This window comes from Paracoccus aerius (assembly GCF_014656455.1).
Classification (GTDB): domain Bacteria; phylum Pseudomonadota; class Alphaproteobacteria; order Rhodobacterales; family Rhodobacteraceae; genus Paracoccus; species Paracoccus aerius.
In genome coordinates this window covers 75,886-100,734 of the sequence record NZ_BNCL01000003.1, presented here as the reverse complement: position 1 = coordinate 100,734, position 24,849 = coordinate 75,886, and the positions used below count along the sequence as shown (strand labels likewise).

The window sequence follows — 24,849 nt, the reverse complement described above, 5'->3', positions numbered from 1 at the left end:
TCGGGCGCAGGTTAGACTGCCGCGGCGGGACGGGTCCAGACCCCGCGCGCGTGTCCCCGCCAGAACCGAACCAGCAGCAGCGCCGCAGCCACCGTCAACCCGACGCAAAGGCCCACCCACAACCCGGCCGGACCATAGCCCAGCGGGAAGGCCAGCCCCCAGGCGACGGGCATCCCCACCACCCAATAGCTGAAGCCCGCGATCCACATCGGCACGCGCGTGTCATGAACGCCCCGCAGGAAACCCAGGGCCAGCACCTGCAGCGCGTCGGCAAGCTGGAACAGGGCCGCGAAGAACAGCAGGCCCGCGCCGATGCGGATGATCGCCCCGGCCTGCGGATCGGACGGGTCCAGATACAGCCGCACCAGCGGCACGGCGGCGGTCAGGAACAGCAGGATGGTCAAGCAGGCGAAGGCCAGCGACATCCAGGTGACGGTCATGGCCGCGTCGCGCATGAAGACGGGGTCGTTGCGCCCCTTGGCCTGGCCCACGCGGATCGTCGCGGCATTGGACAGGCCCAGATGCGCCATGAAGGCGATCGCGGTGATCTGCAGCGCGATCCCGTGCGCGGCCAGTTCCTGCGTGCCGATCCAGCCCATCATGATGTTCGACCCGACGAACAGCCCTCCCTCGGCCACCATGGTCAGGCCGATGGGCAGCCCGATCGAGGCCACGCGGCGAAGCGCCGACCAGTCGGGCCGCCAAAGCCGCTGGAACAGGTTGTACTTGCGCGCCATCGGCAGCCAGATCGCATAGGCGACCAGCAGGAACAGTTGCAGCCACTGGACCGTCAGGCTGGCGATGGCCGCGCCCGCGACGCCCAGTTCCGGCGCCCCCAGGTTGCCGAAGATCAGGATCCAGTTCAGCGCGACGTTCACCGGCAGCCCCGCCAGCGTCACCCACATCACGACCTGCGTCCGCTCCATCGCCGCCAGATAGGAGTTCAGCGTCAACTGGCACAGGACGACCGCCAGGCCCCAGCCGGCAATGCGCAGATATTCCTGCGCATAGGCCGCGACGACCGGGGACTGCCCAAGCGCGGACAGGATCGGTTCGGAAAACCACATCAAGGGCATGACTGCCAGCCCGAAGCCGCTGGACAGCCACAGGGCCATGCGTGTTTCGCGCCGCACCTCGGTCTCGTCGCCGCGGGCAATTGCGGTGGCGATCAGGCCCAGCACGCCGGTGCCGAAGCCCATGCCCAGGAAGAACAGGATGTGGAAGAACGAGGTGGCGATGACCAACCCGGCCAAGGCGTCCACGCCGTACCATCCGACCATCACCGTATCGCCGACGCCGATGGCCATGCGTGCCAGATGGCTGCCGATCAGGGGCAGGCCCAGCGACAGGGTCGCGGCAATATGAGGCAGATAACGGGTCATGATCCCGCCATACTGCGAGGGCGGTCACTTCACAATCTGCAAAAGCGGCAGATCAGCTTTCGGCTTTCCTTGAAAACGCGCACCAACCTTCAGTCGTCGCGGGACAGGGTCACGACGCGCAGCCGGCGGACGGTCTTCTGGATACGACCGCGCACTTCGTCGGGCTCGGTGGCGACGGCCTGGATCAGCGCCCGCATGTCGCCGCGCGCGGTGTTCAACTGGTCGATCAACGACATGACCATCGCCAGCGAATCGTCGGGCAGATCATAAACCTCGGACAGGTCGCAAAGCAGTTGCAGCCGGGCCAGATCGGCCTCGCTGAAGGCATGGCCCTGCGGGGTGACGACGGGACTTACCACATGGGCGGCCACAAAGGCGTGCAGCCGGGCGGGATCCAGGCCCTCGAGGGTCGCGATGACTTCGGTCTCGGAGAAATGCCGGGCCATGCTATTTCCCTCCGGCCTTCATTCCGGCCCGCGGATCATAGCCATGGTCCTTGCGCCAGGCTTCCATGAAACGCGCCAGATCGTCGTCCACCCTGGGCGGCATCACGATCTTCAGGTCCACCTGCTGATCGCCGCCATTGATCCCCCGGCCGCGCAAGCGCAGCTTCTGCCCGGTCGTGGCGCCCTTCGGGATCGTCAGGTTGACCGGGCCGTCGATGGTCGGGACCGCGATCTTGCCGCCCAGGACCGCCTCGTCCAAGGTGATCGGCAGGGTCAGCAGGATATCGTCGCCGTCGCGCCGGAAATCCGGATGAGGGGCCACGCTGATCGCCAGATAGGCGTCGCCCGCCCCGCCCTGCCCCAGGCCCTGCCCGCCCTTGCCCTTCAGCCGGATGGTCTGGCCGTCGCGCACGCCCTTGGGGATCGTCACCTCGAGGTCGCCCCCCTCGGGCAGGGTGATGCGGGTCTTGCCGCCCCTGGCGGCGGTCAGGAAATCGACCTGGAGCGAGAAGCGGTAATCCTGCCCGCGCACATGGAAGTTGCGTGGATCCTCGGCCCCGCCCCGGTTGAAGCCGCCAAAGCCGCGCCGCCCGAAAAGGTCCGAGAAGACGTCCGACAGGTCCGGGTCGGACTCAAAGCCATAGCTGCGGGCATAGGGGTTGCCCGCGGCTTCGGCATGGTCGCGCCAGGGGCGGCGCTGCGCGCGTTCCTGGCCCTGGGCATCGATTTCCCCTGCATCGAAGCGGCGCCGCTGTTCAGGATCCTTCAGCAGGTCATAGGCTGCGGACGCGGCCTTGAAGCGCGCCATAGCCGCCGGATCGGGGTTCAGGTCGGGATGGTCCGACTTGGCGATCCGGCGATAGGCCTTCTTAATCTCGGCGTCGCTTGCCGATTTCGTCAGCCCCAGGGCCTCATATGGATCACCAGCCATGCCCATTTCCTCATTTCATCGCCTGTGTTCAAGAACATAGGGAACGGCCACGTTTCATCAATAGGGCAACGGATACTGCTTGTGCAGCCGGTCCACCGCCTTGCGCAGGTCGTCCGGCAAGGGCTTGCCCAGGCCCGCGATCAGGTGGTCAAGCTGGTCCATCCGCGTGGCGCCGATGATCGGCACCACCTTGAAGGGCCGTGTCAATTGCCAGGCGATCGCCATGTGGATCGCGTCCCAGCCATGTTCGGCGGCCAGCTTGTGATAGGCCTCGGTCGCGGCGACAGCTTGCGGGGTCTTGCGACCCCCAAGGTTGCCTTGCCCGCCCGTGGCCTTGTCGACCGCCGCGCGGCTGCCATCCGGCATGGCTCCGCCCGAGTATTTGCCCGACAACAGGCCAGCGGCCAGCGGGGAATAGGACAGAAGCGTCACATCCTCGTTCACCGCGACCTCGGCCAGGTCGGTGTCGTAAAGTCGATAAAGCAGCGAATATTCGTTCTGGATCGAGACCATGCGCGGCCCACCGGTCCGGTCGGCCACGTCGCACCAGCGGGCCAGGCCCCAGGCGGATTCGTTCGACAGCCCCACGGCGCGGATCTTGCCCGCCTTCCGGGCATCCGACAGCGCCCCCAGGACGTCGGCCATGTGGTCCAGTGTCTGCTGCTTCGACTGCTTCGAGGGGTCGTAGGTCCAGTTCTGGCGGAAGGCATAGCTGCCGCGCACCGGCCAGTGCATCTGGTAAAGGTCGATCCGATCCGTCTGCAGCCGCGTCAGCGAGGCGTCGATGGCCTTGGCGACGATGGCGCCGTCATAGGGCACGCCATCGCGGACCATCTGGCTGGGACCGGTGATCTTGGTGGCGACCTCTACCCGGTCGCGGTTGCCGCCGCGGGCCAGCCAGTTGCCGACGATGGTTTCGGTCAAGCCGATCGTTTCCCGCCGGACGGGGTTCACGGGATACATCTCGGCCGTGTCCAGGAAGGTGATGCCCGCGTTCAGGGCGCGGTCCATCTGGGCGTGGCCATCGACCTCGGCCGTCTGGTTGCCGAAGGTCATGGTGCCCAGACAGATTTCGCTGACCTCGACATCGCTGCCGCCCAGTTTCACGCGCTTCATGGTGGTCCCTTTCCTGCTGTCGCGCGCACGTTAGCGATAGCGCGCGGCGACGCAAGGCTTTGACCAAGGCCGAACCTGTGCCAGACTTGCCCCGCCAAGGGGGCAGGACGATGGAGACAGGCAAGCCCGTGCTTCTGTCGGGCGGCAACCCGCAGATCCCGAAAGGCTTTGGCGAGGGACCGGTGCAAGCCTATATCGCAGCCATGCCGGGTTGGAAGCAGGACGTCGGGCGAGCGCTGGACGGTCTGATCACGGCTGCGCTGCCGGGCGTCGGCAAGGCGGTCAAGTGGAACTCTCCGCTTTACGGGATGCAGGAGGGGCTGTGGTTCCTGTCCTTTCACTGCATGACCCGATACATCAAGGTTGCCTTTTTCCGGGGCACCGAGCTTCGGCCGATGCCGCCGGTCGGGTCCCGGCAGCCCCTGGTCCGCTATCTGCATATCGGTCCGGACGGTGCCTTCGACGAGGCGCAGTTCACCGGCTGGGTGCGGCAGGCAAGCCGTCTGCCGGGCGAGAGGATGTGATCACGCCCGCTCGTATCCTTGGGACGCGGCGATCAGTTGCCGGGTATAGTCCTGCTGCGGGGTGCCTCCGCGCAGGGCCTGGACATCCATCACCTCGACGATGCGGCCGCCCTGCATGACGGCCAGCCGGTCGCACATGTGGCCCACCACCGCCAGGTCGTGGCTGACCATCACATAGGTCAGGCCGTGTTCGGCGCGCAGGTCGGCCAGCAGGTTCAGGATTTCCGCCTGGACGCTGACGTCAAGCGCGCTTGTCGGTTCGTCCAGCAGCAGCAGGCGCGGTTCCGCCGCCAGGGCACGGGCGATGGCGACCCGCTGGCGCTGCCCGCCCGACAGTTGGTGCGGATAGCGGAAGCGGAAGCCGCGACCCAGGCCCACATCGTCCAGAAGCCGCCCGATACGGCGATCGATATCGTCCATGCCCTGCAGGCGCAGGGTTTCCGACAACACCGCATCGACCGAATGGCGGGGATGCAGGCTGGCATAGGGATCCTGGAAGACCATCTGCACGGTCTTGTAGAAGGCCCGGTCGCGTTTGCGCGCGGCCAGCGGCTGGCCTGCGACCGTGATGGTGCCGGACCAGGTGTCGATCAGGCCTGCGATGGCGCGCAGGATGGTTGACTTGCCCGACCCGGATTCGCCCACAAGGCCGAAGCTTTCGCCTTGGGCGACGCTGAAGCTGGCGTCCTGCACGGCGTCCACGCGGTCGGGATGGTGGCCGAACCAGACGTTCAGGTGATCGACCGTCAGCATGGGCGGCTCCGGCGGGATTGGGTATTTGGACAACGGAGAAGCATCAGAGGCCCCCTGGAAATTCGGTTTCCAGGCTTTGGCTGATCATGCCGCCGTCGCGCCAGGCATCCTGACGTTCCAGCACCGGCAGGCGGTCCACCGGCGCGTCCAGCCGCGGCAGGCTGTTCAGCAGGCCCTGGGTGTATGGATGGCGAGCCTGGTGCAGGTCGCGTGCCGCCAGCGTTTCCACGATCCGGCCCGCATACATGATCAGCACCCGGTCGCAGAACTGCGCGACCAGGTTCAGGTCGTGGCTGATGAAGATCAGGCCCATGCCCCGGTCGCGGACCAGCCGGTCCATGATGTTCAGAACCTCGGTCCTGACCGACACGTCCAGCGCGCTTGTCGGCTCGTCCGCGATCAGGATTTCGGGGTCGGGGGCCAGCATCATGGCGATCATGATCCGCTGGCCCATGCCGCCCGACACCTCGTGCGGATAGGCGCCCATGACCCGTTCGGGATCGCGGATCTGGACGGCGGCCAGCATGTCCAGCGCCTTCTGGCGCGCCGCTGTGCGGTTGCCGCCTGCGTGCAGGCGATAGGCCTCGACGATCTGGTCGCCGATGGTCATGACCGGGTTCAGGCTGAACTTGGGATCCTGCATGACCATGCTGATCCGCCTGCCCCGGATCTTGCGCATCCGGCGTTCGGGCAGGTTCAGGATCGACTGGCCCTCAAGCTCCATCCGGTCGGCGGTGACGCGGCCCGGCGGGCGGACAAGGCCCAGGATCGCACGGCCCGTCATCGACTTGCCCGACCCGGATTCGCCCACCACCCCCAGTCGTTCGCGGCCAAGGTCAAAGCTGACGCCGCGCACGGCCTCGAAGGCGCCCTGGCGGGTGGGAAAGGTGACGCGGAGGTTCTGGACCGAGAGCAGCGTCATTCCTTGGCCCCTTTGGGATCCAGGACGTCGCGCAAGCCGTCGCCCAGCAGGTTGAAGGCCATCGAGACGATGAAGATCGCGATCCCCGGCATGGCGGCGACCCACCAGAAATCCAGGATATAGGTTCGCCCGTCGGAAATCATCGCCCCCCATTCCGGCATCGGCGGCTGCGCGCCAAGGCCCAGGAAGCCCAGTCCCGCCGCCGACAGGATGATCCCCGCCATATCGAGCGCCACGCGCACGATCAGCGAGGAAATGCACAGCGGCCAGATATGCTTGATGAGCAGCCGCAGCGGCCCCGCCCCTTGCAGGCGGGCGGCGGCGATGAAGTCGGCATGGCGGATGGTCAGCGTTTCCGCCCGCGCAAGGCGGGCATAGGGGGGCCAAGCGGTCAGGGCCAGCGCCAGGACCGCGTTGCCGATGCTGGGGCCCAGGGCCGCGACGAAGGCCAAGGCCAGGATCAGCTTGGGAAAGGCCAGGAAGATGTCGGTGATCCGCATCAGCACCTGGTCCACCCAGCCGCCCGCGAAACCCGCCACCGTGCCGATGAACAGCCCCATGATCGGCGCGATCAGCGCCACGGTGCCGACGATGAACAGCGTGATCCGGGATCCGTAGATCAGCCGCGACAGGATGTCCCGGCCAAGCGCGTCGGTGCCCAGCCAGTGATCGGCGGATGGCGGTTGCAGCCGGCCCGCCAGGTCCTGCGCAAAGGGGCTTTGGGGGGCAATCCAGGGTGCCAGGATCGCCATGCCGATCAGCCCGACCAGTACGATCAGCCCCAGCATCGCCAGCTTGTTGCCGCGGAAGGTCAGCCAGCCCTGGTAGAAGGCGCCAAGCCGGGCTTGGCGGCGGGTCTGGGGCGCGTCTGACAGCAGCCATTCTCTCCTGGATTGGGCGCGTCCGATCTGGTTCATTTCGACCTCGGATCGAGGACGCGATACAGGATGTCGCTGAACAGGTTCAGCACCACGAAGCAGGTGCCGACGACCACCGTGCCGCCCAGGACCGCGTTCATGTCGCCCGACAGCAGCGCCTTGGTGATGTATTGGCCCAGGCCCGGCCAACTGAAGATGATCTCGGTCAGGACGGATCCTTCCAGCAGCGATCCGAAGGACAGCGCGATCACGGTGATAAGGGGAATCTGGATGTTGCGAAAGGCGTGGCGCCAGATCACCGCGCGTTCGGACAGGCCCTTGACGCGGGCAGTAGTGATGTATTCGGCTGAAAGCTGTTCCAGCATGAAGCTGCGCGTCATGCGGCTGATATAGGCCAGGCTGAAATAGCCCAGAAGGCTGGCGGGCAGGATGATGTGGGAAAACGCGTCCTTGAAGGCGCCCCAGTCGCCCGCGATCAGCGAATCGACAAGGATCAGCCCGGTCACGGCCGGCACCATCCCGTCATAGATGATCCCCTGCCGCCCCGGCCCCCCGACCCAGCCGAGGATGCCATAGAAGACCAGAAGCCCCATCAGACCCAGCCAGAAGATCGGCATGGAATAGCCCACAAGCGCCACCACGCGGGCCACCTGGTCGATGATCCCGCCCCGGCGCGCGGCGGCGATCACGCCCAGCGGCACGCCGATCAGGACGCCGATCAGGGTACCCAGGGTCGCCAGTTCGAAGGTGGCAGGAAAGACCCGCTTGATGTCGTCCACGACAAGCTGGCCGGTGGAGATGGACCGTCCGAAATCGCCTGTCAGCACATCGCCCAGATAGCGCACGAACTGCACATACAGCGGCTGGTCCAGCCCCATTGCCTGATAGGCGGCGTCGTATTGCGCCTGGGACGCGCGGTCGCCAACCACCTTCAGCACCGGGTCGATGGGCATGACCCGGCCGATGATGAAGGTGACCAGCAGCAGACCCAGCATGGTCAGGGCCAGCGACAGAAGCGTGCCGCCGATGCTGCGGGCGCGGCGGCGCCGGGCGGCGGCGCGGTGGTTGGGCGCATCGGGATTCGGCGCGGGGGGCAAAGCTGTCCCCCGGCCGGCGGCATCGGTGTCGGAAACGGCCAAGCCTTATTCGCCCTTCGTAACCTGCCGATACATGACCGAGGTCACGGACCCGCCGGAATTCCAGTTCTGCACGTTGTCGCGCAGGCCGGTGTTCTCGACCCGCTGGAACAGCGGCACGATCGGGGCCTCGGCCTGATACTGCTTCTGGATGTCGATATACATCTGGGCGCGCTTGTCGGCGTCCTGTTCCAGGGTGGCGGCCACCGTGGCCTCGTTCATCTCGGCCGGAACCTCATAGGCGTTGCGCCAGGCCAGAAGGCCCGTCGCCTGCGCCTCGTCGCTGTTGTCGGGGTTATAGGCGAAGGTCGCGGCATTGGTGTTCGGGTCGGAATAATCCGGCCCCCATTCGCCCAGGAAGACCGGCACGTCGCGGGCGCGATAGGCGTCCAGCACCTGCGCGCCGGTCATCTGCTGGATTTCCAGCGTCAGGCCTGCCTCGGCCATGGATGCCTGCAGGGCCTGGGCCACGTCCACATATTCGCGCAGGTCGCGGACCTTGGTGGTGATGGTCTTGCCGGACATCCCCGCATCGTCGATCAGGGCCTTGGCCTTGGCGACGTCATAGGTCCAGGGCATGTCCTCCAGCGCACCCAGGTATCCCTTGGGCAGGAAGGACTGGTGCGGAACGAAGGTGCCTTTCAGGAAGCTGTTCGCGATGCCGTCGTAATCGACCAGGTGCTTCATCGCCTCGATGACCTGGGGGTTCGACAGGACCGGATCCTTCTGGTTCAGGCCCATGTACAGGATCCGGCCGCGCGGTTCGTCCTGGATCTTGACGCCCTCGACCGTGCCCACGGATTCCACGTCGGTCGGCGACAGGTTGCGGGCGGCGTCGATGTCGCCCTGTTCCAGCAGCAGGCGCTGCGCGCTGGATTCGGCGACGTTGCGGACCACCACGCGCTTCATCTCGGGCGCACCCTGGAAATAATCCTCATAGGCGGTGAACTGCACGGCCTCGTTCGGGCGCCAGCCGGCCAGGACATAGGGGCCGGAACCCGCCTCGTTGGTGTTCAGCCAGGTATTGCCCAAGTCGTCGCCCTGGGCGTTCGCCATGACCGTTTCCTTGTCCACCACGCTGGCGATGTTGGCGGTCAGGCAGTTCAGCACGAAGGTCGGCGCATAGGGCTTGTCGAGCGTCAGCGTCAGGGTCGTGTCGTCGAAGGTGATCTTTTCTTCCACGTTGTCGGCGGTGAAACCGAACTGGGTCAGGATGAAGGCCGGGGTCTTGTCCAGCTTGACCGCGCGCTGCAGCGACCAGGCCGCATCCTCGGCCCGGACGGGGTTTCCGGAATGGAAGGTCACGCCCGGGCGCATGGTGAAGGTGATGGACATGCCGTCCTCGGACACTTCCCAGCTTTCGGCGAGCGAGGGCTTGAAGCCCGCCTCCATGTCCAGCGGGTCGAAATCGACCAACCGGTCATAGGTGTTCTGGTTCACGTCGTTGCCCGAGAACTCGAAGCTTTGGGCCGGGTCCAGGCTGATGATGTCGTCGATCGCGGCGGCCACGACCAGCGTATCGGCGGGCGTTTCCGCCCAAGCCGCGGGCGCGATGGCCAGGGCCGATGCCAGCAGGATCGCGCGCGGGGTCAGAAGATGTTTCATGGTGGTTCCCTGTCGGTTCATCCCGCTTCGTGGCGGGTTGCATGACATGCAGCGTGACCCATGGCCGGACGGGTGGCAACCCCCATCAGGCCCCGCGCAAGGCCCGGTGGAACGCCGCCAGCCAGCGGCGCGCATCGAAACCGGGCGGCGGATCGGCTGCGAAAAGCTGGCGGTCAAGCTGGGCCATGACGGCCGGGGCGGGCTGCCCGCGCCAATGCAGGTGGCGGTCCGCAGCCGCCCGCAGCGCCGGCAGGTCACCCGTGTCGGCCGCGTGGCGCATGGCCCACGCATGGGGGCCGGGCTGCCAGCGGCGCAACTGCCGGCGGATGCGGTCGCGGGGCAGCAGCCCGCGCCCCCGCAGCATGAGGCCGAGGCCAAGGGCCATGCCCCCGCCCAGCGACAGAAGCGTGCCCAGCCGGTTGCGCAGCACCGGTCCTTCCGGGTCGCCGAAGTTCGACCCGAAGCCCGCGAAGCCGAAGGGGATCGGCTTCAGGGGCGCCACCTGGATCTGCCGGTTGTCCGTGTCGAACCAGGTAAAGGCCTCGGCGTGAAGGATGGCGGGCTCGCCCGTGCGGGGGCGCAGCTGCCATTCCCAGACGACCCGCGCAACCGGCCCCCCTTCGGTCAGAACGGTTTCGCGGGTTTCGGGTTGGCTGAACAGGATCAGCCAGGGCTGGGACAGGTCGGGGCGTTCGGGCAGGTGATGGGCAAGCGTTCCCAATGCCTCGATGGTGACGCGGCGGGTCAGGATCTCGTCCTTCTTCAGGCGGCCGGGTTCGGCGGACAGTTCGTCCGTCAGCGTCAGTTGCCGCGCCGACAAGGGCGGCGCGTCGGCGGGAAAGGGCCGGACGGCCAAGGTGACGGGATCGGCGGTCACGGTGGTTTGCGCGCGTTGTCCATCTTCCGTGACATAGGTCAGCTTGTGGCTGACAGGGCCCACCGTCAAAGGCCCGTCGCGGCGCGGAAACAGCGCGATCTTGCGTTCGAAGATCTGCAAAAGCCGACCCTGCACGCGATCCTTGTGCCAGTCGTCGCGCGCGACCTGGATCCAGTCGTAGTCGGGCGAGTTCGGAAACTCCATGTCTTCCAGCGAGACGGTCAGGTCGTATTCGCCCCGGATCGTCAGTTCGATCATTTCCGACACGACCGGATTGCCGTGGTCGTGCAGGATCATCAGGCGGGTGTCGCCCTGCGCCAAGGCGGCGCCTGTCAGGGCCAGCCAGATCAGGATGGCGCGGATCACCACGGGTCTCCTTCCTCGGGGCGGATCAGGCCAAGCTGGGCACGGCGGTCGAACTCGCCCAGGATGCGCAGGCGCAGGAACTCGCCGGGGTCGTCGACAATGGTGTCCAGCCACTGGTCGGTCGCGGCCAGGCCACGGGCGTCCAGCCGCCGCTCCCATTCCGGCCCCGAAGCATTGGCCAGAAGATCCGAAATGGGCACGTCTTCTGCCTCAAGCCCCCCTGCCCCGCGGATGCGACCAGGGGCGATGGAATCGCCCTGGTGCGGCGGATACATCGCGGCCACCAGATCGCGGTTGCGGCGCGCCTGTTCGTCGGCAGGGTTGGCAAACAACATCGCATCGAAATAGGCCACCGACAGCGGGTAATCCCCCGTGGCCGCCAGCGACAGGCCGCGGTTGAAGGTCTGCGACCGGCCCGCTTGGGCGAAGGCCGCATCGGCAGCCGCGTGATCGCCCGCGCCGTAAAGCGCCACGCCGCGGCCAGCCGGATCGGACAGCAGGATCGCCGCGGGTCGGTCAAGCCCCGCGCGCAGGGCAAGACGGCCCAGGGCATCAGGACCAGCCAAGGCAAGGGCCGCAATTCCGGCCAGGGCAATCAGCGCGGGCTTCATTCCAGCCTCCGCAGCATCATCAGCAGCCCCGGCAGCGCCAGAACCGCGAGCCACGGCCCCAGGTCGCGGTATTGCAGCGCCCGCAGCGCCGGGTCGCGCGTCGATCCGCCGCTGCGCGCCAGCCGCGCAGCCAGCCGGTCGGTGCGGTCCCATGCCTCGACCGCCCCGCCGCGCACCAGCCGGTCAAGCGCGTCCTCGGGCGCGGCCGGGGCGCCGGGTGCCAGGGCTGTCAGCCGCAGGGCCGAGATGCGGACCCCCTGTTCCGCAAGCCGGTCTGCCTCGGCCAGGGCCTGCCGGTCGATCCCGCCGCCGTCCGAGACCAGCACAAGATCGGCGCGCGGAAGCCCGGCCAGCATCCGCGCCGCCATTCCGATGGCCGCTGCCGGACGGCTGCCCTGCGCCGGCATTGTATCGCCGTCCAGAACGCCGATCTGGGTCTGCAGGCTGCCCACGTCCAGCGTCGGCGCGGTTGCCGTGAACGCCTCGCCCGAATAAAGCACCAGACCCACGGGCCGACCGGCCAGCCCCTGCGCCAGACCGGCCGCCGCCAGCTTGGCCTGGTCCAGCCCCGGCCCCTTCGCCACGGAAGGCGACAGGTCCACCGCAACCACCACGGCGTCCGATTGTGCCAGAACCGGCGCATCGGCGCGCGGCAGGGCCGGCCCCGCAAGGCCCGCGATCAGCAGCGCCAAGGCCAAGGGCGCAAGAAGCCGCATCCACAAGGGCTGGCGGCCGCGCAATGCCCCCAGGGCCTGCATCGCCCGCAGCATGTCCGAACCCATCACGCCTTCCCACCCGCCGGCATCGGGCAGGCGGCGCAGGCGCAGCAGGACCAGCCCTGCCAGCGGCAGCAGCGCCAGCAGCCACAAGGGGCGCAAAAGGATCAGCCCGTCCATCCGCGCCTCCGCCCGGCGATCAGGAACAGGCACAGCGCGGCAAGGGCGGCGGGCCAGACCCACAAGGGCTGCCACAACCGCATCGGCGGGCGGGCCGAGGGGTTCGGCTCCAGCCGGTCCAGGCTTGCGGCCACGGCCTGCAAATCGGCAGTGTCGCGGACGCGGAAGCTTTCGCCCCCGGCGACCTCGGCCACGGCGCGCAGGGTGGCCACGTCCACCGCGTCACGCGATTGGGGCTGGTTTTCCAGATCCTCGGGGCCAAGGGCGATGGAATGGACGCGGATGCCGTGGTCATGGGCCAGCCGAGCGGCTTCGACCGCGGGAACGGTGCCCGAGGTGTCCACCCCGTCCGACAGCAGCACGATCACCCGCGTCGGCGCATCGCTGCGCGACAGGCGCTTGGCGGCAAGGCCCAAGCCGTCGGAAATCGCGGTGCCGCGTCCGGATATGCCGATCTGCGCCTCGTCTATGGCCCGGGCCACGGCGTCCACGTCAAAGGTCAGGGGTGCGGCGAAATAGGCGCGCTCGCCGAAGATCACCAGCCCGATCCGGTCCCCCCGCCGCGCCGCGACAAAGGCGGAGGCGGTGCGCTTGACGGCCTCCAGCCGGGTGACGGGCTGGTCGTCCAGGAGGAAGTCTTCCTTCAACATGCTGCCGGACAGGTCGATCACCAGCACGATGTCGCGGCCCGATGCGGGGATCACGTCGCTTGCGACCTCGATCCGCGGGCCCGCCAGGGCAAGCACAAGCGCGATCCAGGCCAGCCCCGCCAGCCAGGATCCATGCATCCGGGCCGCGCCGGCAGGACGGGCACCCGCCAGAAGATGCGCGGGCAGCGCCAGGGCGGGGCGGGGCACGGCAAGGGGCGGCAGCAGGCGGCGCAGCAGCAGGGGCAAGGGCAACAGCGCCAGAAGCCAGGGAAAGGCGAGGCTCATCCCTTGCCTAGCCCCTGCGGCGGCCAAGCGCGATGCGGTCGATCGCGTCGTCGTCGGGCGCGGGCGCCGCGCCATAGGCGGCCGGGCGCAGCGGGTCGGGCAGACGGCCGAGGATGCGGGCTATGGCAAGGATCCGCACTTGGGACGGCATTCCGCGCGTGCCGAGGATCCGCGCGCGCCGCGACGGCCTGCGGGCCAGCAGCGGCCCCAGCAGCAGCGCGACCAGAAGGCCCGCCAGCAGGCCGATCCCGCCCAGGGCCAGCATCTCGCGCCAATCCAGTGCAGCCATGTCCAGGGGCAGGCGCGGCGGGGAAAGCTGGGCCAGAAGCTCGTCCCTTGTCACGGCGCGACCTCGGCCACCGTGGCGCCAAGCGCCCGCAGCCGCGAAAGATCGGCCGAGATGTCGGGCGCGGCCAAGCGGACAATGCGGCTGTGTTGACCATCGCTTACGGCAAGGACGCCGGGCGGAGGCTGGATCTCGCTGTCGTCCAGCATCAAGGCCAGCGTCACGGCGCGACGCCGGCAAAGCTGGGCCAAGGCATCCTCGGCCCCTGCAAGCCCGTCAAGACAGGTGGCCAACAGCACCCTGCCCCCCGCAGGCGACATGCGCGCGGCGCGGGCGATCGCCTGGATCAGGTCACCTTGTCCGGGCGCGGCAAGCGCCCCGTCATGCTGGCGGGCGAGGGCGTTGCAGACTGCGGCCATATGCCCCTCTCCGCCCGCCCCGCGCAATTCCGCCACCCGCGTCCCGGCCACCAGGCAGGCGACCGATCCGCCGCGCAGGGCGACTGTCCAGCCCGCCTGCGCCAGGTGCCGCGCGGCGCGCACGGATCGCAGCGCCGCACCCGTGCCCCACAGCATCGGGGCGCGGAAATCGGCCAGCAGCAGGATCGTATCGTCGCGATCCTCGTGCAGGCTGCGGATATGCGGATGGCCGGTGCGGGCGGTCGCGGCGGGGTCCAGCCGACGGGGATCGTCGCCCGCGACATAGGCGCGGATTTCGCGCAGGTCCATGCCCGCCCCCGGCATCCGCGCCGGGACCGCGCCTGCACGACGCGTCAGCGGGCGGTGCTTGCCGCGGTCGGGTGCCTGGTCGCGCAGCGCCAGCAGTTCGGCCGCGATCAGGCGGATGCCCGGTGCGTCGGGCAGGCCTGCGGGCAAGGCTACCACGGGCGCACCTGGCGCAGGATCTCGGCCACCAGGCTGCGGGCGGTGCGGCCCTCGCCGCTGGCGGACCAGGCGGGGATCAGCCGGTGCGACAGGGCATCGGCGGCAAGCGCCTCGGCATCCTCGGGCAGGCCGTGGTCGCGGCCGTGCAGCCAGGCCCGCGCCCGCACCCCCGCCGCAAGCGCCAGCGTGCCGCGGGGCGAGACGGGATGTTCCACCCATTCCGCCACCGCCCCGCCCGGCCGCGTCGCCATGACCAACCGCACGATGAAATCCTTGAGCGCGGGTGCAAGATGAACCCGCGCGACCTGTGACCGCGCCTGGGCCAGGTCGGTGGCGCGGATCATCGTGCCGCCCTGAGTGGCCGGGGCCACCGCCTCGGCCTCGACCAGGTCGAGGATCGCGCGCTCGGCCTCGGCACTGGGCAGGTCCAGGCGCAGGTGCAGAAGAAAGCGGTCAAGCTGCGCCTCGGGCAGGGGAAAGGTGCCCTCGTGCTCGATCGGGTTCTGGGTCGCCACGACCATGAAGGGATCGGGCAAGGGCCGCGTCACCCCGCCGGATGTCACCTGCCCCTCGGCCATGGCCTCCAGCAGCGCGGATTGCACCTTGGGCGGCGCCCGGTTGATCTCGTCCACCAGCACGAGGCTGTGGAAGATCGGGCCGGGGATGAAGTCGAAGCCGCCCGTTTCGGGACGGAACACCTGCGTGCCCGTCAGATCCGAGGGCAGAAGGTCCGGCGTGCACTGGATGCGGGCGTGGCTGCCGGGCAGATGCGCCGCAAGCGCCTTGACGGCGCGGGTCTTGGCGATGCCCGGCGGGCCTTCGATCAGGACATGGCCCCCGGCCAAGAGCGCGACCAGCAGGCGTTCCACCAGCACGGCATGGCCGATCAGCGTGGCGCCGATCTCGGACCCCAGGCGGCGGACGGCATGGGCCTGTTCCGTCAGGTCGTTCATCGCTTTCTCCCCCCGCGTTGAACTTGCCTACTGTGCAACTGCGTGGGATCGCGATCCAGTGCTAATGCTGGATTTTCCCTGCCACTTTGGTCTGAAAACCTCTAGCGGCGCAGGGCGTAGGCGACCAGGACCAGCAGCCCGCCGGCCATCGCGAACCAGGTCAGCGCATAGGTCAGGTGGGAATTGCGGAAGGCGATAACGGTCAGCCCGCCGATGGGTTGGGCATCGCCCGCGCGGTCGGCGTCGATGAAATAGGGCGCGACATCGGGCAGGCCCAGCGTCGCGGCAATCGCCTGGGTGTCTCGGGAATACCAGCGGCCCGCATCCGGGTCGTTGGCGCGCAGGAAGGCGCCGTCGGGCTGGGACAGGCGTAACAGCCCTGTCACAGCCTGCGGTCCCTGCGGCAAGGGTCGGTCGTCGCGGCGGTCTGCGGCGACGAAGCCCCGGTTGACCAGAACAGTCCAGCCGTCTTCGGTGACAAGCGGGGTCATGACCCAGAAGCCCGCCCCCCGTTCCGTCACCGCCTGCACCAGCACGTCGCTGTCGGGCCGGTATTCGCCCCCGACGCTGACGCGGCGGTATTCGGCATTCTCGGCCGTCAGCCCCGCCCATTCGGCAGGCGGGGGCGCGGGGACCGGGTCCGCCGCCACCCGCGCGTCCACGCGGGTGATCAGGTCGGTCTTCCAGGCCAGCCGCTGCACCTGCCAGACGCCCAGGCCCATTAGGACCAGGAAGACGATCCCCGCCGCGACCAGCAGGGCTATGGGGCGGCGGGCGGTCACGATCCCAGGCCCAAGGCCTCGTGGTTCATCTGGGGCATCATGTTGGTGTTCATGTTGTACATGACCCACAGCGACCCGGACAGCACGATCACCAGGATCACGACGGTGAAGATCAGCGCCATCATGGTCCAGCCTTCGTCGCTGCGCGTGTTCATGTGCAGGAAATAGACCATGTGGACCAGGATCTGCACTATCGCCATGCCCACCACCACGACGGCGGTCAGGAAGCGGCTTTCGAAGCCGCCCGCCATCACGATGGCAAAGGGGATCGCGGTCAGGATCACCGACAGGATGAACCCGGTCAGGTATGACCGGACGCTGCCGTGGTCGTGGCCGTCGTCATGTTGGTCGCCATGCGCCTCGGCCTGGCGTTCGGCGCGATGCTTGTCGCCCTGGGCTTCAATCGAGGTCATCAGATCATCCCCAGCAGATAAACGAAGGTGAAGACGCCGATCCAGATCACGTCCAGGAAGTGCCAGAACATCGACAGGCAGGCCAGCCGGCGGCGGTTGGCCGGGATCAGCCCGCGCTGACGGATCTGGATCATCAGCGTGACCAGCCACAGGCAGCCAAAGGCCACGTGCAGCCCGTGGGTTCCCACAAGCGCGAAAAAGGCCGACAGGAAGGCCGACCGCTGCGGCCCCGCGCCCAGGTGGATCAGGTGCTGGAACTCATAGATCTCGACGGCCAAGAACAGCAGACCGAAGACCAGCGTGATCCCCAGCCACATCAGCGTGCCACGGGTGTTTTCCTTGACCATCGCCAGCATGGCAAAGCCATAGGTGATCGAGGACAGCAGCAGAAAGGCCGTGTTCAGCGCCACCAGTTCCAGGTCGAACAGATCCTTTGGCCCCGGACCGGCAGCATAGCTGCCGCCAAGGACGCCGAAGACCGCGAAGAGGACCGCGAACATCAGGCAGTCGCTCATCAGGTAGATCCAGAAGCCGATGCTTGTGGACGCGCCCTCGTGGTGGTGGTGCGGCTCGACTTCCCAGAAATCGCCGGGGGCTGTTTGAGTGGCTGTGCTCATGGATCAGACCCCTGCGCTTGCCAGCTGGCGGTCGCGCGCGTCTTCCGTCGCGCGGACCTCCTCGGCCGGGATGTGGTAGTCGCGGGCATAGTTGAAGGTATGCAGGATCGAGGCGACCACGATGCCCGCGAAGGCCAGGGCCGCCAGCCACCAGATATACCAGACCAAGGCAAAGCCGCAGATCGTGGACAGGCCCGCGATGATGACGCCCGTCCCGGTGTTCCGAGGCATGTGGATGGGGACATAGGCGGCGCGCGGCCGGGTCTGGCCGTAACGCTTCATGTCCCACCAGGTGTCCAGCCCGTGGCTGACCGGCGTGAAGGCGAAGTTGTAGGCCGGAGGGGGCGAGGACGTTGCCCATTCCAGCGTGCGCCCGTCCCAGGGATCGCCCGTCTCGTCGCGCAACTGGTCGCGGCGCGCGATGGACACGCCGAACTGGATGAACATGGCGGCGATGCCGATGGCGATCAGGACGGCGCCAAAGGCCGCGATGACGAACCAGATCTGCAGGCTGGGATCGTCGAAGACCCGCACCCGCCGCGTCACGCCCATCAGCCCCAGGATGTAGAGCGGCGCGAAGGCCGTCCAGAAGCCCACGACCCAGAACCAGAAGCTGACCTTGCCCCACCAGGGATCCAGCCGGAAGCCGAAGGCCTTGGGCCACCAGTAATAGACCGCCGCGAACAGGCCGAACAGCACGCCGCCGATGATGACGTTGTGGAAATGCGCCACCAGGAACAGCGAGTTGTGCAGCACGAAGTCTGCGGGCGGCACGGCCAGCAGCACGCCCGTCATGCCGCCGATCACGAAGGTCAGCATGAAGGCGATGGTCCACATCATCGGCAGTTCGAACCGGATGCGGCTGCGATACATGGTGAACAGCCAGTTGAAGATCTTGGCGCCCGTCGGGACCGAGATGATCATGGTGGTGATCCCGAAGAACGAGTTCACGGACGCCCCCGACCCCATCGTGAAGAAGTGGTGCAGCCAGACCAGATAGGACAGGATGGTGATGCAGACCGTCGCATAGACCATCGAGGTGTATCCGAACAGCCGCTTGCCGGTGAAGGTCGCCACCACTTCGGAATAGACGCCGAACAGGGGCAGGATCAGGATATAGACCTCGGGGTGGCCCCAGATCCAGATCAGGTTCACATACATCATGGCGTTGCCGCCAAGATCGTTCGTGAAGAAGTTGGTGCCCACGTAACGGTCCAGCGTCAGCAGGACCAGCGTCGCGGTCAGCACCGGGAAGGACGCCACGATCAGGATGTTCGTGCAAAGCGAGGTCCAGGTGAAGATCGGCATCCGCATCATGGTCATGCCGGGCGCGCGCATCTTGATGATCGTCACCAGCAGGTTGATGCCCGACAGCGTGGTCCCGACCCCCGCGACCTGAAGGCCCCAGATGTAGTAATCAACGCCGACATAGGGGCTGTAGCCGATCCCCGACAGCGGCGGGAAGGCCAGCCAGCCGGTCTGCGCGAATTCGCCCACGAACAGCGACATCATGACCAGGACGGCGCCGCCGACCGTCATCCAGAAGGACAGGTTGTTCAGGAACGGGAAGGACACGTCCCGCGCGCCGATCTGCAGCGGCACGACATAGTTCATCAGGCCCGTGACGAAGGGCATCGCCACGAAGAAGATCATGATGACCCCGTGGGCCGAGAAGATCTGGTCGTAGTGGTGCGAGTTCAGGTAACCCTCGGACCCGCCAAAGGCGATCGCCTGCTGAAGCCGCATCATGATCGCGTCGGCGAAGCCGCGCACGAACATGACCAGGGCCAGCACGACATACATGATGCCGATCTTCTTGTGATCGACCGTCGTGAACCATTCGTGCCACAGGTATGACCACAGGCGATACTTGTGCAGCATCCACAACAGCCCGGCGCCGCCGATGGCGACGACCACGCCGGTGGCCCAGACGATCGGATCCTGCGGGATCGCGTTCCAGTCCAGGCGGCCCAGCAGGAAGGTGGTTTGGATGTCGGAGGGTACAGCCATCTTCGGCCTCTACAGGTTCTGGTCGGCGCCGGAGGGCGGCGTGGACTGTGTCAGTCGGTTCGGGATCAGGTTGCGGCCCAGGATGCCCTGCGGCGCCTCGAGCCCCTGCCCGCGCATGGGCGTCAGGTCGCGCCGCGCGGGACGTTCGGCCTGATCGGCACTTGCCAGCATCTCGTTCAATTCCTCGACCGTGCAGATGCCGGTGACCTGGAAGGGCGGCAGGCCCAAGATGGGGCGCGGCGTGCCGCGGCCGGGATCGGTGAGCGCCGCCACGTTGGCGATGCCCGGCAGGCCCAGCCCGCCCTGGGCGTCATAGGCCATCATCTCGGCCATGCACATGCGGCCCTCCTCGACGCACATGTTCACCACGCGGCTGAACAGTTGCGGATCGACCTGGGCAAAGGCCTGGGGCGCCACATTCTCGCTGGGCTTTTCAAGTTCCAGATAGCGGGCGCGGTCCAATGCCTCGCCGCTGTCGGCCGCTTCGGCGACCCATGTGTCAAAGCCGGCGCCGTCAAGCGCATGGGCCTTGAAGCGCATGCCTGAAAAGCCGTGGCCCGAATAATGCGACGCCAGGCCCTGGTATTCGCCGGGATGGTTGAAGACGCCGTTCAGCGTGGTCTGCATCCCCGGCATGGCATAGATCATCCCCGCCATCGCCGGGATGTAGAAGGCGTTCATGACCGAGGTCGAGGTCAGCGTGAACTCGACCGGGCGATCCACCGGCACGGCCAATTCGTTGACCGAGGCGATGCCCTGTTCGGGATAGATGAACAGCCATTTCCAATCCATCGCGACGACCTGGACCTGCAGCGGCTGTTCATCCTCGATGGGCTTCTCGGCGCTGATGCGGTCCAGCGGGCGATAGGGATCCAGCAGATGCGTGCCGACCCAGGTCAGCGCGCCCAGGCAGACGATGATCAGCAGGGGGATGGCCCAGATCACCAGTTCCAGCTTGGTCGAATGGTCCCAGTCGGGGTCATAGCTGGCCTGCTTGTTCGTCGCGCGATAGCGCCAGGCAAACCACACCGTCAGCGCCATGACCGGGATGATGATGATCAGCATCAGCAGCGTGGACTGCACCAGCAGGTTCGCCTGCCGCGCCGCGATGTCGCCCGAAGGCCGCAGCACGACCGCCTCGCAGCCCGCAAGCAGCATGATGGGCGCAAGCCAGAGAAGATGTTTGAAAGGGTGTTTCATGTGGTGATGACCCCGTTGGCCGCGAGACTTACGCAGCTGTTCAGACGGCGACGCCTTGAGATTGACGTTCAGATAGATGCCATGACCCATGTCAAACATAAGACAATTTGTCGCGTATTAATCCCGCTTCGTTTGTATCATGTCTGCCAATGACCGCGCGAATCCTTCGGGACGTCGCGCCTATTGCCCTTCATGCCTTCTGGCCCCATCCGGAGTGGTGCACGCAATGGTGACATCTGCCGAAACATCTGCCCAGCAAGGTCCAAGCCCCGGCAAGGATGCAGACGATATCCATGTCTCGCCCTCGGACATCGCGGTCGGCGTGGTGATCGGGCGCACGTCCGAGTTCTTCGACTTCTTTGTCTTCGCCATCGCCTCGGTGATCGTGTTTCCCGCGCGGCTGTTTCCCTTCGTGGACCCGCTGACGGGCACGCTTCTGTCCTTCGGGCTGGTTCTGCTGGCCTTTGTCGCCCGGCCTGTCGGCACGGCGATCTTCATGCGCATCGACCGCAAGCATGGCCGCGTGACCAAGCTGACGCTGGCGCTGTTCCTGCTGGGCACCTCGACCGTGGCGATGGGGCTGGTGCCGTCCTATGCGGTGCTGGGCGAATGGGCGATCATCATCATGGCGGTGCTGCGGATCGGCCAGGGCCTTGCCATCGGCGGAAGCTGGGACGGGCTTTCCTCGCTTCTGGCGCTAAGCGCGCCCAGGAAGAAGCGCGGCTTCTATGCGATGGTGCCGCAGCTTGGCGCGCCCATCGGGCTGATCGTTGCGGCACTGCTGTTTTCCTATCTGGTATCCAACCTTTCGGCCGAGGATTTCCTGGACTGGGGCTGGCGCTATCCCTTCTTCGTGGCCTTCTCGGTCAACGTCGTGGCGCTGTTCGCCCGTCTTCGCATCATCGCCTCGCCCGAGTTCCAGGAGGCGTTCGAGACGCGAGAGTTGCAGCCGACCCGCATCCGCACCGCCTTCCGGTCGGACTGGCGCGCGATCTGGCTTGCATCCTTCGTGCCGCTGGCAAGCTTTGCGATGTTCCACATGGTCACGGTCTTCCCGCTGTCCTGGGTTTACCTTTACACGGACGAGACGCTGACCTTCTTCCTGAACATGCTGGCGCTTGCCGCGGCCTTCGGCCTGGGTTCGGTCCTGCTGTCGGGCTATCTGTCCGACTGGTTCGGGCGGCGGCGCGTGCTGCTGTGGGGCGCGCTTGGCATCGGCGTCTTCAGCCTGATGGCGCCCCTGCTGCTGAGCGCGGGCAAGACCGGCGTGTCGGCCTATCTGATCGGGGGCTTCATGATCCTGGGCATCAGCTTCGGCCTGTCGTCGGGCGCGGTGGCGTCGATGTTCAACAGCCGTAACCGTTACACGGATTCCGCTTTTGCCTCGGCGCTTGGCTGGCTGTTCGGGGCAGGGCTTGCGCCGCTGACTGCGCTGTTCCTGTCAACGACGCTGGGCCTGTTCGCGGCGGGGCTTTACCTGCTGTCGGGTGCTGCCGCCACGGCCGTGGCGCTGTGGCTGGCCCGGCAGATGGAGTTCCAGAAGCAGGGGTAAGGCCGCTTCACGATGCCGGGTCAAAGCGCAGGATCCCTGAAAGCCTTGGCCCGGCATCCGTGTCTTTGGGATGGGATACGCCGTCCAGAACGGGAACCTCGGGGAAATCGAAGGGACTGACGCCGTCGAGGCAGGCCACGTTCACGCCGAACTGTTCGGGGTTCGACCGGCGCTGATGGTGGGTATAGATCCCGCAGGTCTTGCAGAAGTAATGCTTCGCCGAGCCCGTGTTGAAGGTATAAAGCGTCAGGTTGTCCCGCCCCCCGACAAACTCGATGTCGCCAAGCTGGGCGGATACGGCAACCGCGCCGCGCATCCGGCAATAGGAACAAGTGCATCTGCGGACGGTGTTGAAGCCGTCCGTCAGCCGCACCCTGAACCGGACCGTGCCGCAATGGCAGGCGGCATCGATCTGATTTCTGTTGTCGGACATCCGCACCCCGCAATCATGCGGAGGTTAGCTTGCCGCCCGCGGCGGCGGCAAGCCCTTTGCCGGTTCTCAGCCCCGCAGCGCCTTGGCTTGCCTGCGCCGTGCGTGCAGCTCGGGTTCCGTGTAACCGGAGGGCTGGGTCGTGCCCGTCAGCACCAGGTCGCGCGCGGCCTCGAAGGCGGGACCGTCGAAGCCGGGGGCCATGGGGACATAGTTCGGATCGCCTGCGTTCTGTTCGTCCACCTTCAACGCCATGCGGCGCAGCGCATCCTCGACCTGGTCGCGGGTGATCAGGCGCTGTTCCAGCCAGTTTGCCAGAAGCTGCGCGCTGATGCGGCAGGTGGCGCGGTCTTCCATCATCGGCACGTCGTCGATGTCGGGCACCTTGGAACAGCCGACGCCCTGGTCCACCCAGCGGACCACGTATCCCAGGATCCCCTGGGCGCTGTTGTCCAACTCGCGCAGGATCTGGTCCTGCGGCAGGGGCGTGTCCCCCATCAGGGCGGGGGTCAGCAGCGCATCCAGGTCGGGCACGGGCTGGCCCTGCAATTCGTCCTGCCGGGCTGCCACATCGACCATGTGGTAATGCAGCGCGTGCAGCGTGGCCGCCGTGGGGCTGGGGACCCAGGCGGTGTTGGCGCCCGATTGCGGATGGGCGATCTTGGCGCCCAGCATCTCGGCCAGGGCGTCGGGCTTGGCCCACATGCCCTTGCCGATCTGCGCGCGGCCGCGCAGCCCGCAGTTCAGGCCGATCAGCACGTTGCGGTCCTCATAGGCCTTCAGCCAGCCGGACCGGCGCGTCGCATCCCGCCCCGCAAAGGCGCCGGCCTGCATCGAGGTGTGGATCTCGTCCCCCGTGCGGTCCAGGAAGCCGGTGTTGATGAAGAACACCCGGTTGCGGATCGCGTGGATGGATGCGGCAAGGTTCGCGCTTGTGCGGCGTTCCTCGTCCATGAGGCCCAGCTTCACGGTGTTGGCGGGCAGGCCCAGGATCTGTTCCACCTTGGTAAAACTGCGATCGGCGAATGCGGCCTCGTCCGGGCCATGCATCTTGGGCTTCACCACATAGATCGCGCCGGCGCGGCTGTTCCGCGGGCCTTCGGTCTTTCTGATGTCGTGGATCGCGCAGGCAGTCGTGACCATCGCATCCATCAGCCCCTCGGGCGTGTCCTGTCCGTCCAGGCGCACGGCATCGGTGGTCATCAGCAGGCCCACGTTGCGCACCAGCAGCAGCGCCCGGCCCTGAAGGACAAGGGTGCGGCCGTCGGGGCGGGTCACCTGCCGGTCGCCGGCCAGGCGGCGGGTCATGGTCTTGCCGCCCTTTTCGAAGCTGTCGGCCAGATCGCCCTTCATCAGCCCCAGCCAGTTGGCGTAAACGGCGACCTTGTCCTCGGCATCGACGGCGGCGACGCTGTCCTCGCAATCCTGGATCGCGCTGAGGGCGGCTTCCACGACCACGTCGCGCAGGCCGGACGCCGACGCCGCGCCGATCGGGTGGCCGGGATTGACGACCAGTTCGACATGAAGCCCGTTGTGACGCAGCACCAGCCCGGTATCGCCGCCCTCGGTCCGGCGCCCGACATAGGCCGCGGGATCGCGCAGCGTCACGACCGAGCCTGCGACGGTAGCCTTCAGCCCCTCGGCATCGGCATCATAGGCCGACACCTCGGCATGGCTGCCGCTGGTCAGGGGAAAGGTCTCGTCCAGGAACTGCGCGGCGCGAGCCACCACGGCCTCGCGGCGCGCGGGGTCGATGCTGCCCGCGGGCGGCGGCGGCCCCAGCACGTCGGACCCGTACAGCGCGTCATACAGCGATCCCCAGCGGGCATTGGCGGCGTTCAGCGCGAAGCGGGCATTGCTGACCGGCACCACAAGCTGCGGCCCGGCGACCTGGGCAATTTCCGGGTCGATCTGGCCGTTGTCGACGGCAAAGGGCGTGGGTTCGGGGACCAGGTAGCCGATCTCGGTCAGGAAGGCGCGATAGGCGGTGATATCCCAAGGCTGGTTTCCCCGGGCCTTGTGCCAGGCGTCGATCCGGCCCTGCAATTCGGCCCGTCGATCCAGCAGCGCGCGGTTTTCGGCCCCGAAGTCGCGCAGCAGTTCCCCATAGCCCGACCAGAAGCGGTCGGCATCGATGCCCGTTCCCGGCAGCACCTGGCCTTCGACAAAGGCTGCAAGTTCCTCGGCCACCTCTAGGCCGTGTTTGGGGACATAGCGGGTCTGGCTCATGCGGCTGCTCCTTTCGACTGGGGCGACGGTATACCATCGCGCACTTTGAATCGGTTTACGTCAAGCCCCTGCATTTTCCAAGATATGGTGAAAAGTTTTTCTGCATTCCGGAAAA

Annotated in this window: 25 protein-coding genes; 2 read left to right on the top strand and 23 right to left on the bottom strand. The window is 67.1% G+C overall.

The window, feature by feature from the left end; genetic code table 11:
• Nucleotides 1-11: 11 nt before the first annotated feature.
• The 4 genes from IE224_RS04670 to IE224_RS04655 all read right to left on the bottom strand — a co-directional run bounded on the left by IE224_RS04670 (nucleotide 12) and on the right by IE224_RS04655 (nucleotide 3,875).
• Nucleotides 12-1,382: an MATE family efflux transporter gene (locus IE224_RS04670; protein ID WP_167621173.1), complete on the bottom strand. Its 1,371-nt coding sequence runs from the start codon at nucleotides 1,380-1,382 to the stop codon at nucleotides 12-14.
• Between the two features lie 89 nt (nucleotides 1,383-1,471).
• A complete protein-coding gene (locus IE224_RS04665; RefSeq protein WP_167621172.1) occupies nucleotides 1,472-1,828 on the bottom strand; it encodes a hypothetical protein in 357 nt (118 codons plus the stop codon).
• Between the two features lies 1 nt (nucleotide 1,829).
• A complete protein-coding gene (locus tag IE224_RS04660; protein ID WP_191308435.1) occupies nucleotides 1,830-2,759 on the bottom strand; it encodes a DnaJ C-terminal domain-containing protein in 930 nt (309 codons plus the stop codon).
• A 57-nt stretch (nucleotides 2,760-2,816) separates the two neighbouring features.
• Nucleotides 2,817-3,875, bottom strand: a complete 1,059-nt coding sequence (locus IE224_RS04655) for an aldo/keto reductase (RefSeq protein ID WP_191308433.1) — start codon at nucleotides 3,873-3,875, stop codon at nucleotides 2,817-2,819.
• A gap of 110 nt (nucleotides 3,876-3,985) precedes the next feature.
• Between IE224_RS04655 and IE224_RS04650 the strand changes: the two genes are divergently transcribed.
• Nucleotides 3,986-4,399, top strand: coding sequence for a DUF1801 domain-containing protein (locus tag IE224_RS04650; protein WP_191308431.1), 414 nt, complete (start codon nucleotides 3,986-3,988; stop codon nucleotides 4,397-4,399).
• Here the strand turns inward: IE224_RS04650 and IE224_RS04645 are convergent, their stop codons facing one another.
• The 17 genes from IE224_RS04645 to cyoA form a co-directional block, all read right to left on the bottom strand.
• Nucleotides 4,400-5,152: an ABC transporter ATP-binding protein gene (locus IE224_RS04645; protein WP_191308429.1), complete on the bottom strand. Its 753-nt coding sequence runs from the start codon at nucleotides 5,150-5,152 to the stop codon at nucleotides 4,400-4,402.
• A 43-nt stretch (nucleotides 5,153-5,195) separates the two neighbouring features.
• Entirely contained in the window at nucleotides 5,196-6,074 is an 879-nt protein-coding gene (locus IE224_RS04640) for an ABC transporter ATP-binding protein (RefSeq protein ID WP_191308427.1), read from the bottom strand.
• Nucleotides 6,071-6,991: a nickel transporter permease gene (nikC, locus tag IE224_RS04635; protein ID WP_191308425.1), complete on the bottom strand. Its 921-nt coding sequence runs from the start codon at nucleotides 6,989-6,991 to the stop codon at nucleotides 6,071-6,073. Before nikC ends, IE224_RS04640 begins: the two co-directional genes overlap by 4 nt.
• Nucleotides 6,988-7,980, bottom strand: a complete 993-nt coding sequence (locus tag IE224_RS04630) for an ABC transporter permease (protein ID WP_373305512.1) — start codon at nucleotides 7,978-7,980, stop codon at nucleotides 6,988-6,990. Before IE224_RS04630 ends, nikC begins: the two co-directional genes overlap by 4 nt.
• A gap of 114 nt (nucleotides 7,981-8,094) precedes the next feature.
• Nucleotides 8,095-9,693, bottom strand: coding sequence for an ABC transporter substrate-binding protein (locus tag IE224_RS04625; RefSeq protein WP_191308423.1), 1,599 nt, complete (start codon nucleotides 9,691-9,693; stop codon nucleotides 8,095-8,097).
• An 85-nt stretch (nucleotides 9,694-9,778) separates the two neighbouring features.
• On the bottom strand, nucleotides 9,779-10,936 hold the full coding sequence (locus IE224_RS04620) for a BatD family protein (RefSeq protein WP_191308420.1): 1,158 nt from the start codon (nucleotides 10,934-10,936) through the stop codon (nucleotides 9,779-9,781).
• On the bottom strand, nucleotides 10,933-11,547 hold the full coding sequence (locus tag IE224_RS04615) for a hypothetical protein (RefSeq protein WP_191308418.1): 615 nt from the start codon (nucleotides 11,545-11,547) through the stop codon (nucleotides 10,933-10,935). Before IE224_RS04615 ends, IE224_RS04620 begins: the two co-directional genes overlap by 4 nt.
• Entirely contained in the window at nucleotides 11,544-12,443 is a 900-nt protein-coding gene (locus IE224_RS04610) for a vWA domain-containing protein (RefSeq protein ID WP_167621162.1), read from the bottom strand. The genes IE224_RS04615 and IE224_RS04610 overlap by 4 nt, the downstream gene beginning before the upstream one ends.
• The gene (locus IE224_RS04605) at nucleotides 12,431-13,378 is read right to left on the bottom strand and encodes a VWA domain-containing protein (RefSeq protein ID WP_191308416.1); all 948 of its coding nucleotides are present in this window, start codon (nucleotides 13,376-13,378) and stop codon (nucleotides 12,431-12,433) included. The genes IE224_RS04610 and IE224_RS04605 overlap by 13 nt, the downstream gene beginning before the upstream one ends.
• A 7-nt stretch (nucleotides 13,379-13,385) precedes the next feature.
• Nucleotides 13,386-13,721: a hypothetical protein gene (locus IE224_RS04600; RefSeq protein WP_191308414.1), complete on the bottom strand. Its 336-nt coding sequence runs from the start codon at nucleotides 13,719-13,721 to the stop codon at nucleotides 13,386-13,388.
• A complete protein-coding gene (locus tag IE224_RS04595) occupies nucleotides 13,718-14,548 on the bottom strand; it encodes a DUF58 domain-containing protein (protein WP_229849245.1) in 831 nt (276 codons plus the stop codon). Before IE224_RS04595 ends, IE224_RS04600 begins: the two co-directional genes overlap by 4 nt.
• On the bottom strand, nucleotides 14,542-15,501 hold the full coding sequence (locus tag IE224_RS04590) for an AAA family ATPase (protein ID WP_191308412.1): 960 nt from the start codon (nucleotides 15,499-15,501) through the stop codon (nucleotides 14,542-14,544). Before IE224_RS04590 ends, IE224_RS04595 begins: the two co-directional genes overlap by 7 nt.
• A 101-nt stretch (nucleotides 15,502-15,602) precedes the next feature.
• Complete coding sequence (locus IE224_RS04585) at nucleotides 15,603-16,283, bottom strand: SURF1 family protein (protein ID WP_202380106.1); 681 nt, start codon at nucleotides 16,281-16,283, stop codon at nucleotides 15,603-15,605.
• Entirely contained in the window at nucleotides 16,280-16,696 is a 417-nt protein-coding gene (locus IE224_RS04580; protein WP_191308410.1) for a cytochrome o ubiquinol oxidase subunit IV, read from the bottom strand. Before IE224_RS04580 ends, IE224_RS04585 begins: the two co-directional genes overlap by 4 nt.
• A complete protein-coding gene (cyoC, locus tag IE224_RS04575) occupies nucleotides 16,696-17,313 on the bottom strand; it encodes a cytochrome o ubiquinol oxidase subunit III (RefSeq protein WP_167621156.1) in 618 nt (205 codons plus the stop codon). Before cyoC ends, IE224_RS04580 begins: the two co-directional genes overlap by 1 nt.
• Nucleotides 17,314-17,316: 3 nt before the next feature.
• A complete protein-coding gene (gene cyoB, locus IE224_RS04570; protein WP_191308407.1) occupies nucleotides 17,317-19,323 on the bottom strand; it encodes a cytochrome o ubiquinol oxidase subunit I in 2,007 nt (668 codons plus the stop codon).
• Nucleotides 19,324-19,332: 9 nt separating this feature from the next.
• Nucleotides 19,333-20,523 carry a ubiquinol oxidase subunit II gene (gene cyoA, locus IE224_RS04565; RefSeq protein WP_167621154.1) on the bottom strand — a complete coding sequence of 397 codons (1,191 nt, stop codon included), beginning with the start codon at nucleotides 20,521-20,523 and terminating at the stop codon, nucleotides 19,333-19,335.
• A 226-nt stretch (nucleotides 20,524-20,749) separates the two neighbouring features.
• On the opposite strand from cyoA, the gene IE224_RS04560 reads away from it, so the two are divergent.
• Entirely contained in the window at nucleotides 20,750-22,075 is a 1,326-nt protein-coding gene (locus tag IE224_RS04560; RefSeq protein ID WP_167621153.1) for an MFS transporter, read from the top strand.
• Between the two features lie 7 nt (nucleotides 22,076-22,082).
• Here IE224_RS04560 and IE224_RS04555 read toward each other — a convergent pair whose 3' ends face one another.
• Both IE224_RS04555 and IE224_RS04550 read right to left on the bottom strand, forming a co-directional pair.
• Nucleotides 22,083-22,508 (bottom strand): GFA family protein, encoded by a 426-nt coding sequence (locus IE224_RS04555; RefSeq protein WP_191308405.1) that lies wholly within the window; start codon nucleotides 22,506-22,508, stop codon nucleotides 22,083-22,085.
• A 66-nt stretch (nucleotides 22,509-22,574) separates the two neighbouring features.
• A complete protein-coding gene (locus IE224_RS04550; protein WP_191308403.1) occupies nucleotides 22,575-24,734 on the bottom strand; it encodes a malate synthase G in 2,160 nt (719 codons plus the stop codon).
• Between the last annotated feature and the right edge of the window lie 115 nt (nucleotides 24,735-24,849).

Excerpts from the sequence above, each read along its gene's own strand:
- IE224_RS04670 (WP_167621173.1), bottom strand. The coding sequence starts at position 1,382 with ATGACCCGTTATCTGCCTCATATTGCCGCGACCCTGTCGCTGGGCCTG.
- IE224_RS04665 (WP_167621172.1), bottom strand. The coding sequence starts at position 1,828 with ATGGCCCGGCATTTCTCCGAGACCGAAGTCATCGCGACCCTCGAGGGC.
- IE224_RS04660 (WP_191308435.1), bottom strand. The coding sequence starts at position 2,759 with ATGGCTGGTGATCCATATGAGGCCCTGGGGCTGACGAAATCGGCAAGC.
- IE224_RS04655 (WP_191308433.1), bottom strand. The coding sequence starts at position 3,875 with ATGAAGCGCGTGAAACTGGGCGGCAGCGATGTCGAGGTCAGCGAAATC.
- IE224_RS04650 (WP_191308431.1), top strand. The coding sequence starts at position 3,986 with ATGGAGACAGGCAAGCCCGTGCTTCTGTCGGGCGGCAACCCGCAGATC.
- IE224_RS04645 (WP_191308429.1), bottom strand. The coding sequence starts at position 5,152 with ATGCTGACGGTCGATCACCTGAACGTCTGGTTCGGCCACCATCCCGAC.
- IE224_RS04640 (WP_191308427.1), bottom strand. The coding sequence starts at position 6,074 with ATGACGCTGCTCTCGGTCCAGAACCTCCGCGTCACCTTTCCCACCCGC.
- nikC (WP_191308425.1), bottom strand. The coding sequence starts at position 6,991 with ATGAACCAGATCGGACGCGCCCAATCCAGGAGAGAATGGCTGCTGTCA.
- IE224_RS04625 (WP_191308423.1), bottom strand. The coding sequence starts at position 9,693 with ATGAAACATCTTCTGACCCCGCGCGCGATCCTGCTGGCATCGGCCCTG.
- IE224_RS04615 (WP_191308418.1), bottom strand. The coding sequence starts at position 11,547 with ATGAAGCCCGCGCTGATTGCCCTGGCCGGAATTGCGGCCCTTGCCTTG.
- IE224_RS04610 (WP_167621162.1), bottom strand. The coding sequence starts at position 12,443 with ATGGACGGGCTGATCCTTTTGCGCCCCTTGTGGCTGCTGGCGCTGCTG.
- IE224_RS04605 (WP_191308416.1), bottom strand. The coding sequence starts at position 13,378 with ATGAGCCTCGCCTTTCCCTGGCTTCTGGCGCTGTTGCCCTTGCCCCTG.
- IE224_RS04590 (WP_191308412.1), bottom strand. The coding sequence starts at position 15,501 with ATGAACGACCTGACGGAACAGGCCCATGCCGTCCGCCGCCTGGGGTCC.
- IE224_RS04580 (WP_191308410.1), bottom strand. The coding sequence starts at position 16,696 with ATGACCTCGATTGAAGCCCAGGGCGACAAGCATCGCGCCGAACGCCAG.
- cyoC (WP_167621156.1), bottom strand. The coding sequence starts at position 17,313 with ATGAGCACAGCCACTCAAACAGCCCCCGGCGATTTCTGGGAAGTCGAG.
- cyoB (WP_191308407.1), bottom strand. The coding sequence starts at position 19,323 with ATGGCTGTACCCTCCGACATCCAAACCACCTTCCTGCTGGGCCGCCTG.
- cyoA (WP_167621154.1), bottom strand. The coding sequence starts at position 20,523 with ATGAAACACCCTTTCAAACATCTTCTCTGGCTTGCGCCCATCATGCTG.
- IE224_RS04560 (WP_167621153.1), top strand. The coding sequence starts at position 20,750 with ATGGTGACATCTGCCGAAACATCTGCCCAGCAAGGTCCAAGCCCCGGC.
- IE224_RS04555 (WP_191308405.1), bottom strand. The coding sequence starts at position 22,508 with ATGTCCGACAACAGAAATCAGATCGATGCCGCCTGCCATTGCGGCACG.
- IE224_RS04550 (WP_191308403.1), bottom strand. The coding sequence starts at position 24,734 with ATGAGCCAGACCCGCTATGTCCCCAAACACGGCCTAGAGGTGGCCGAG.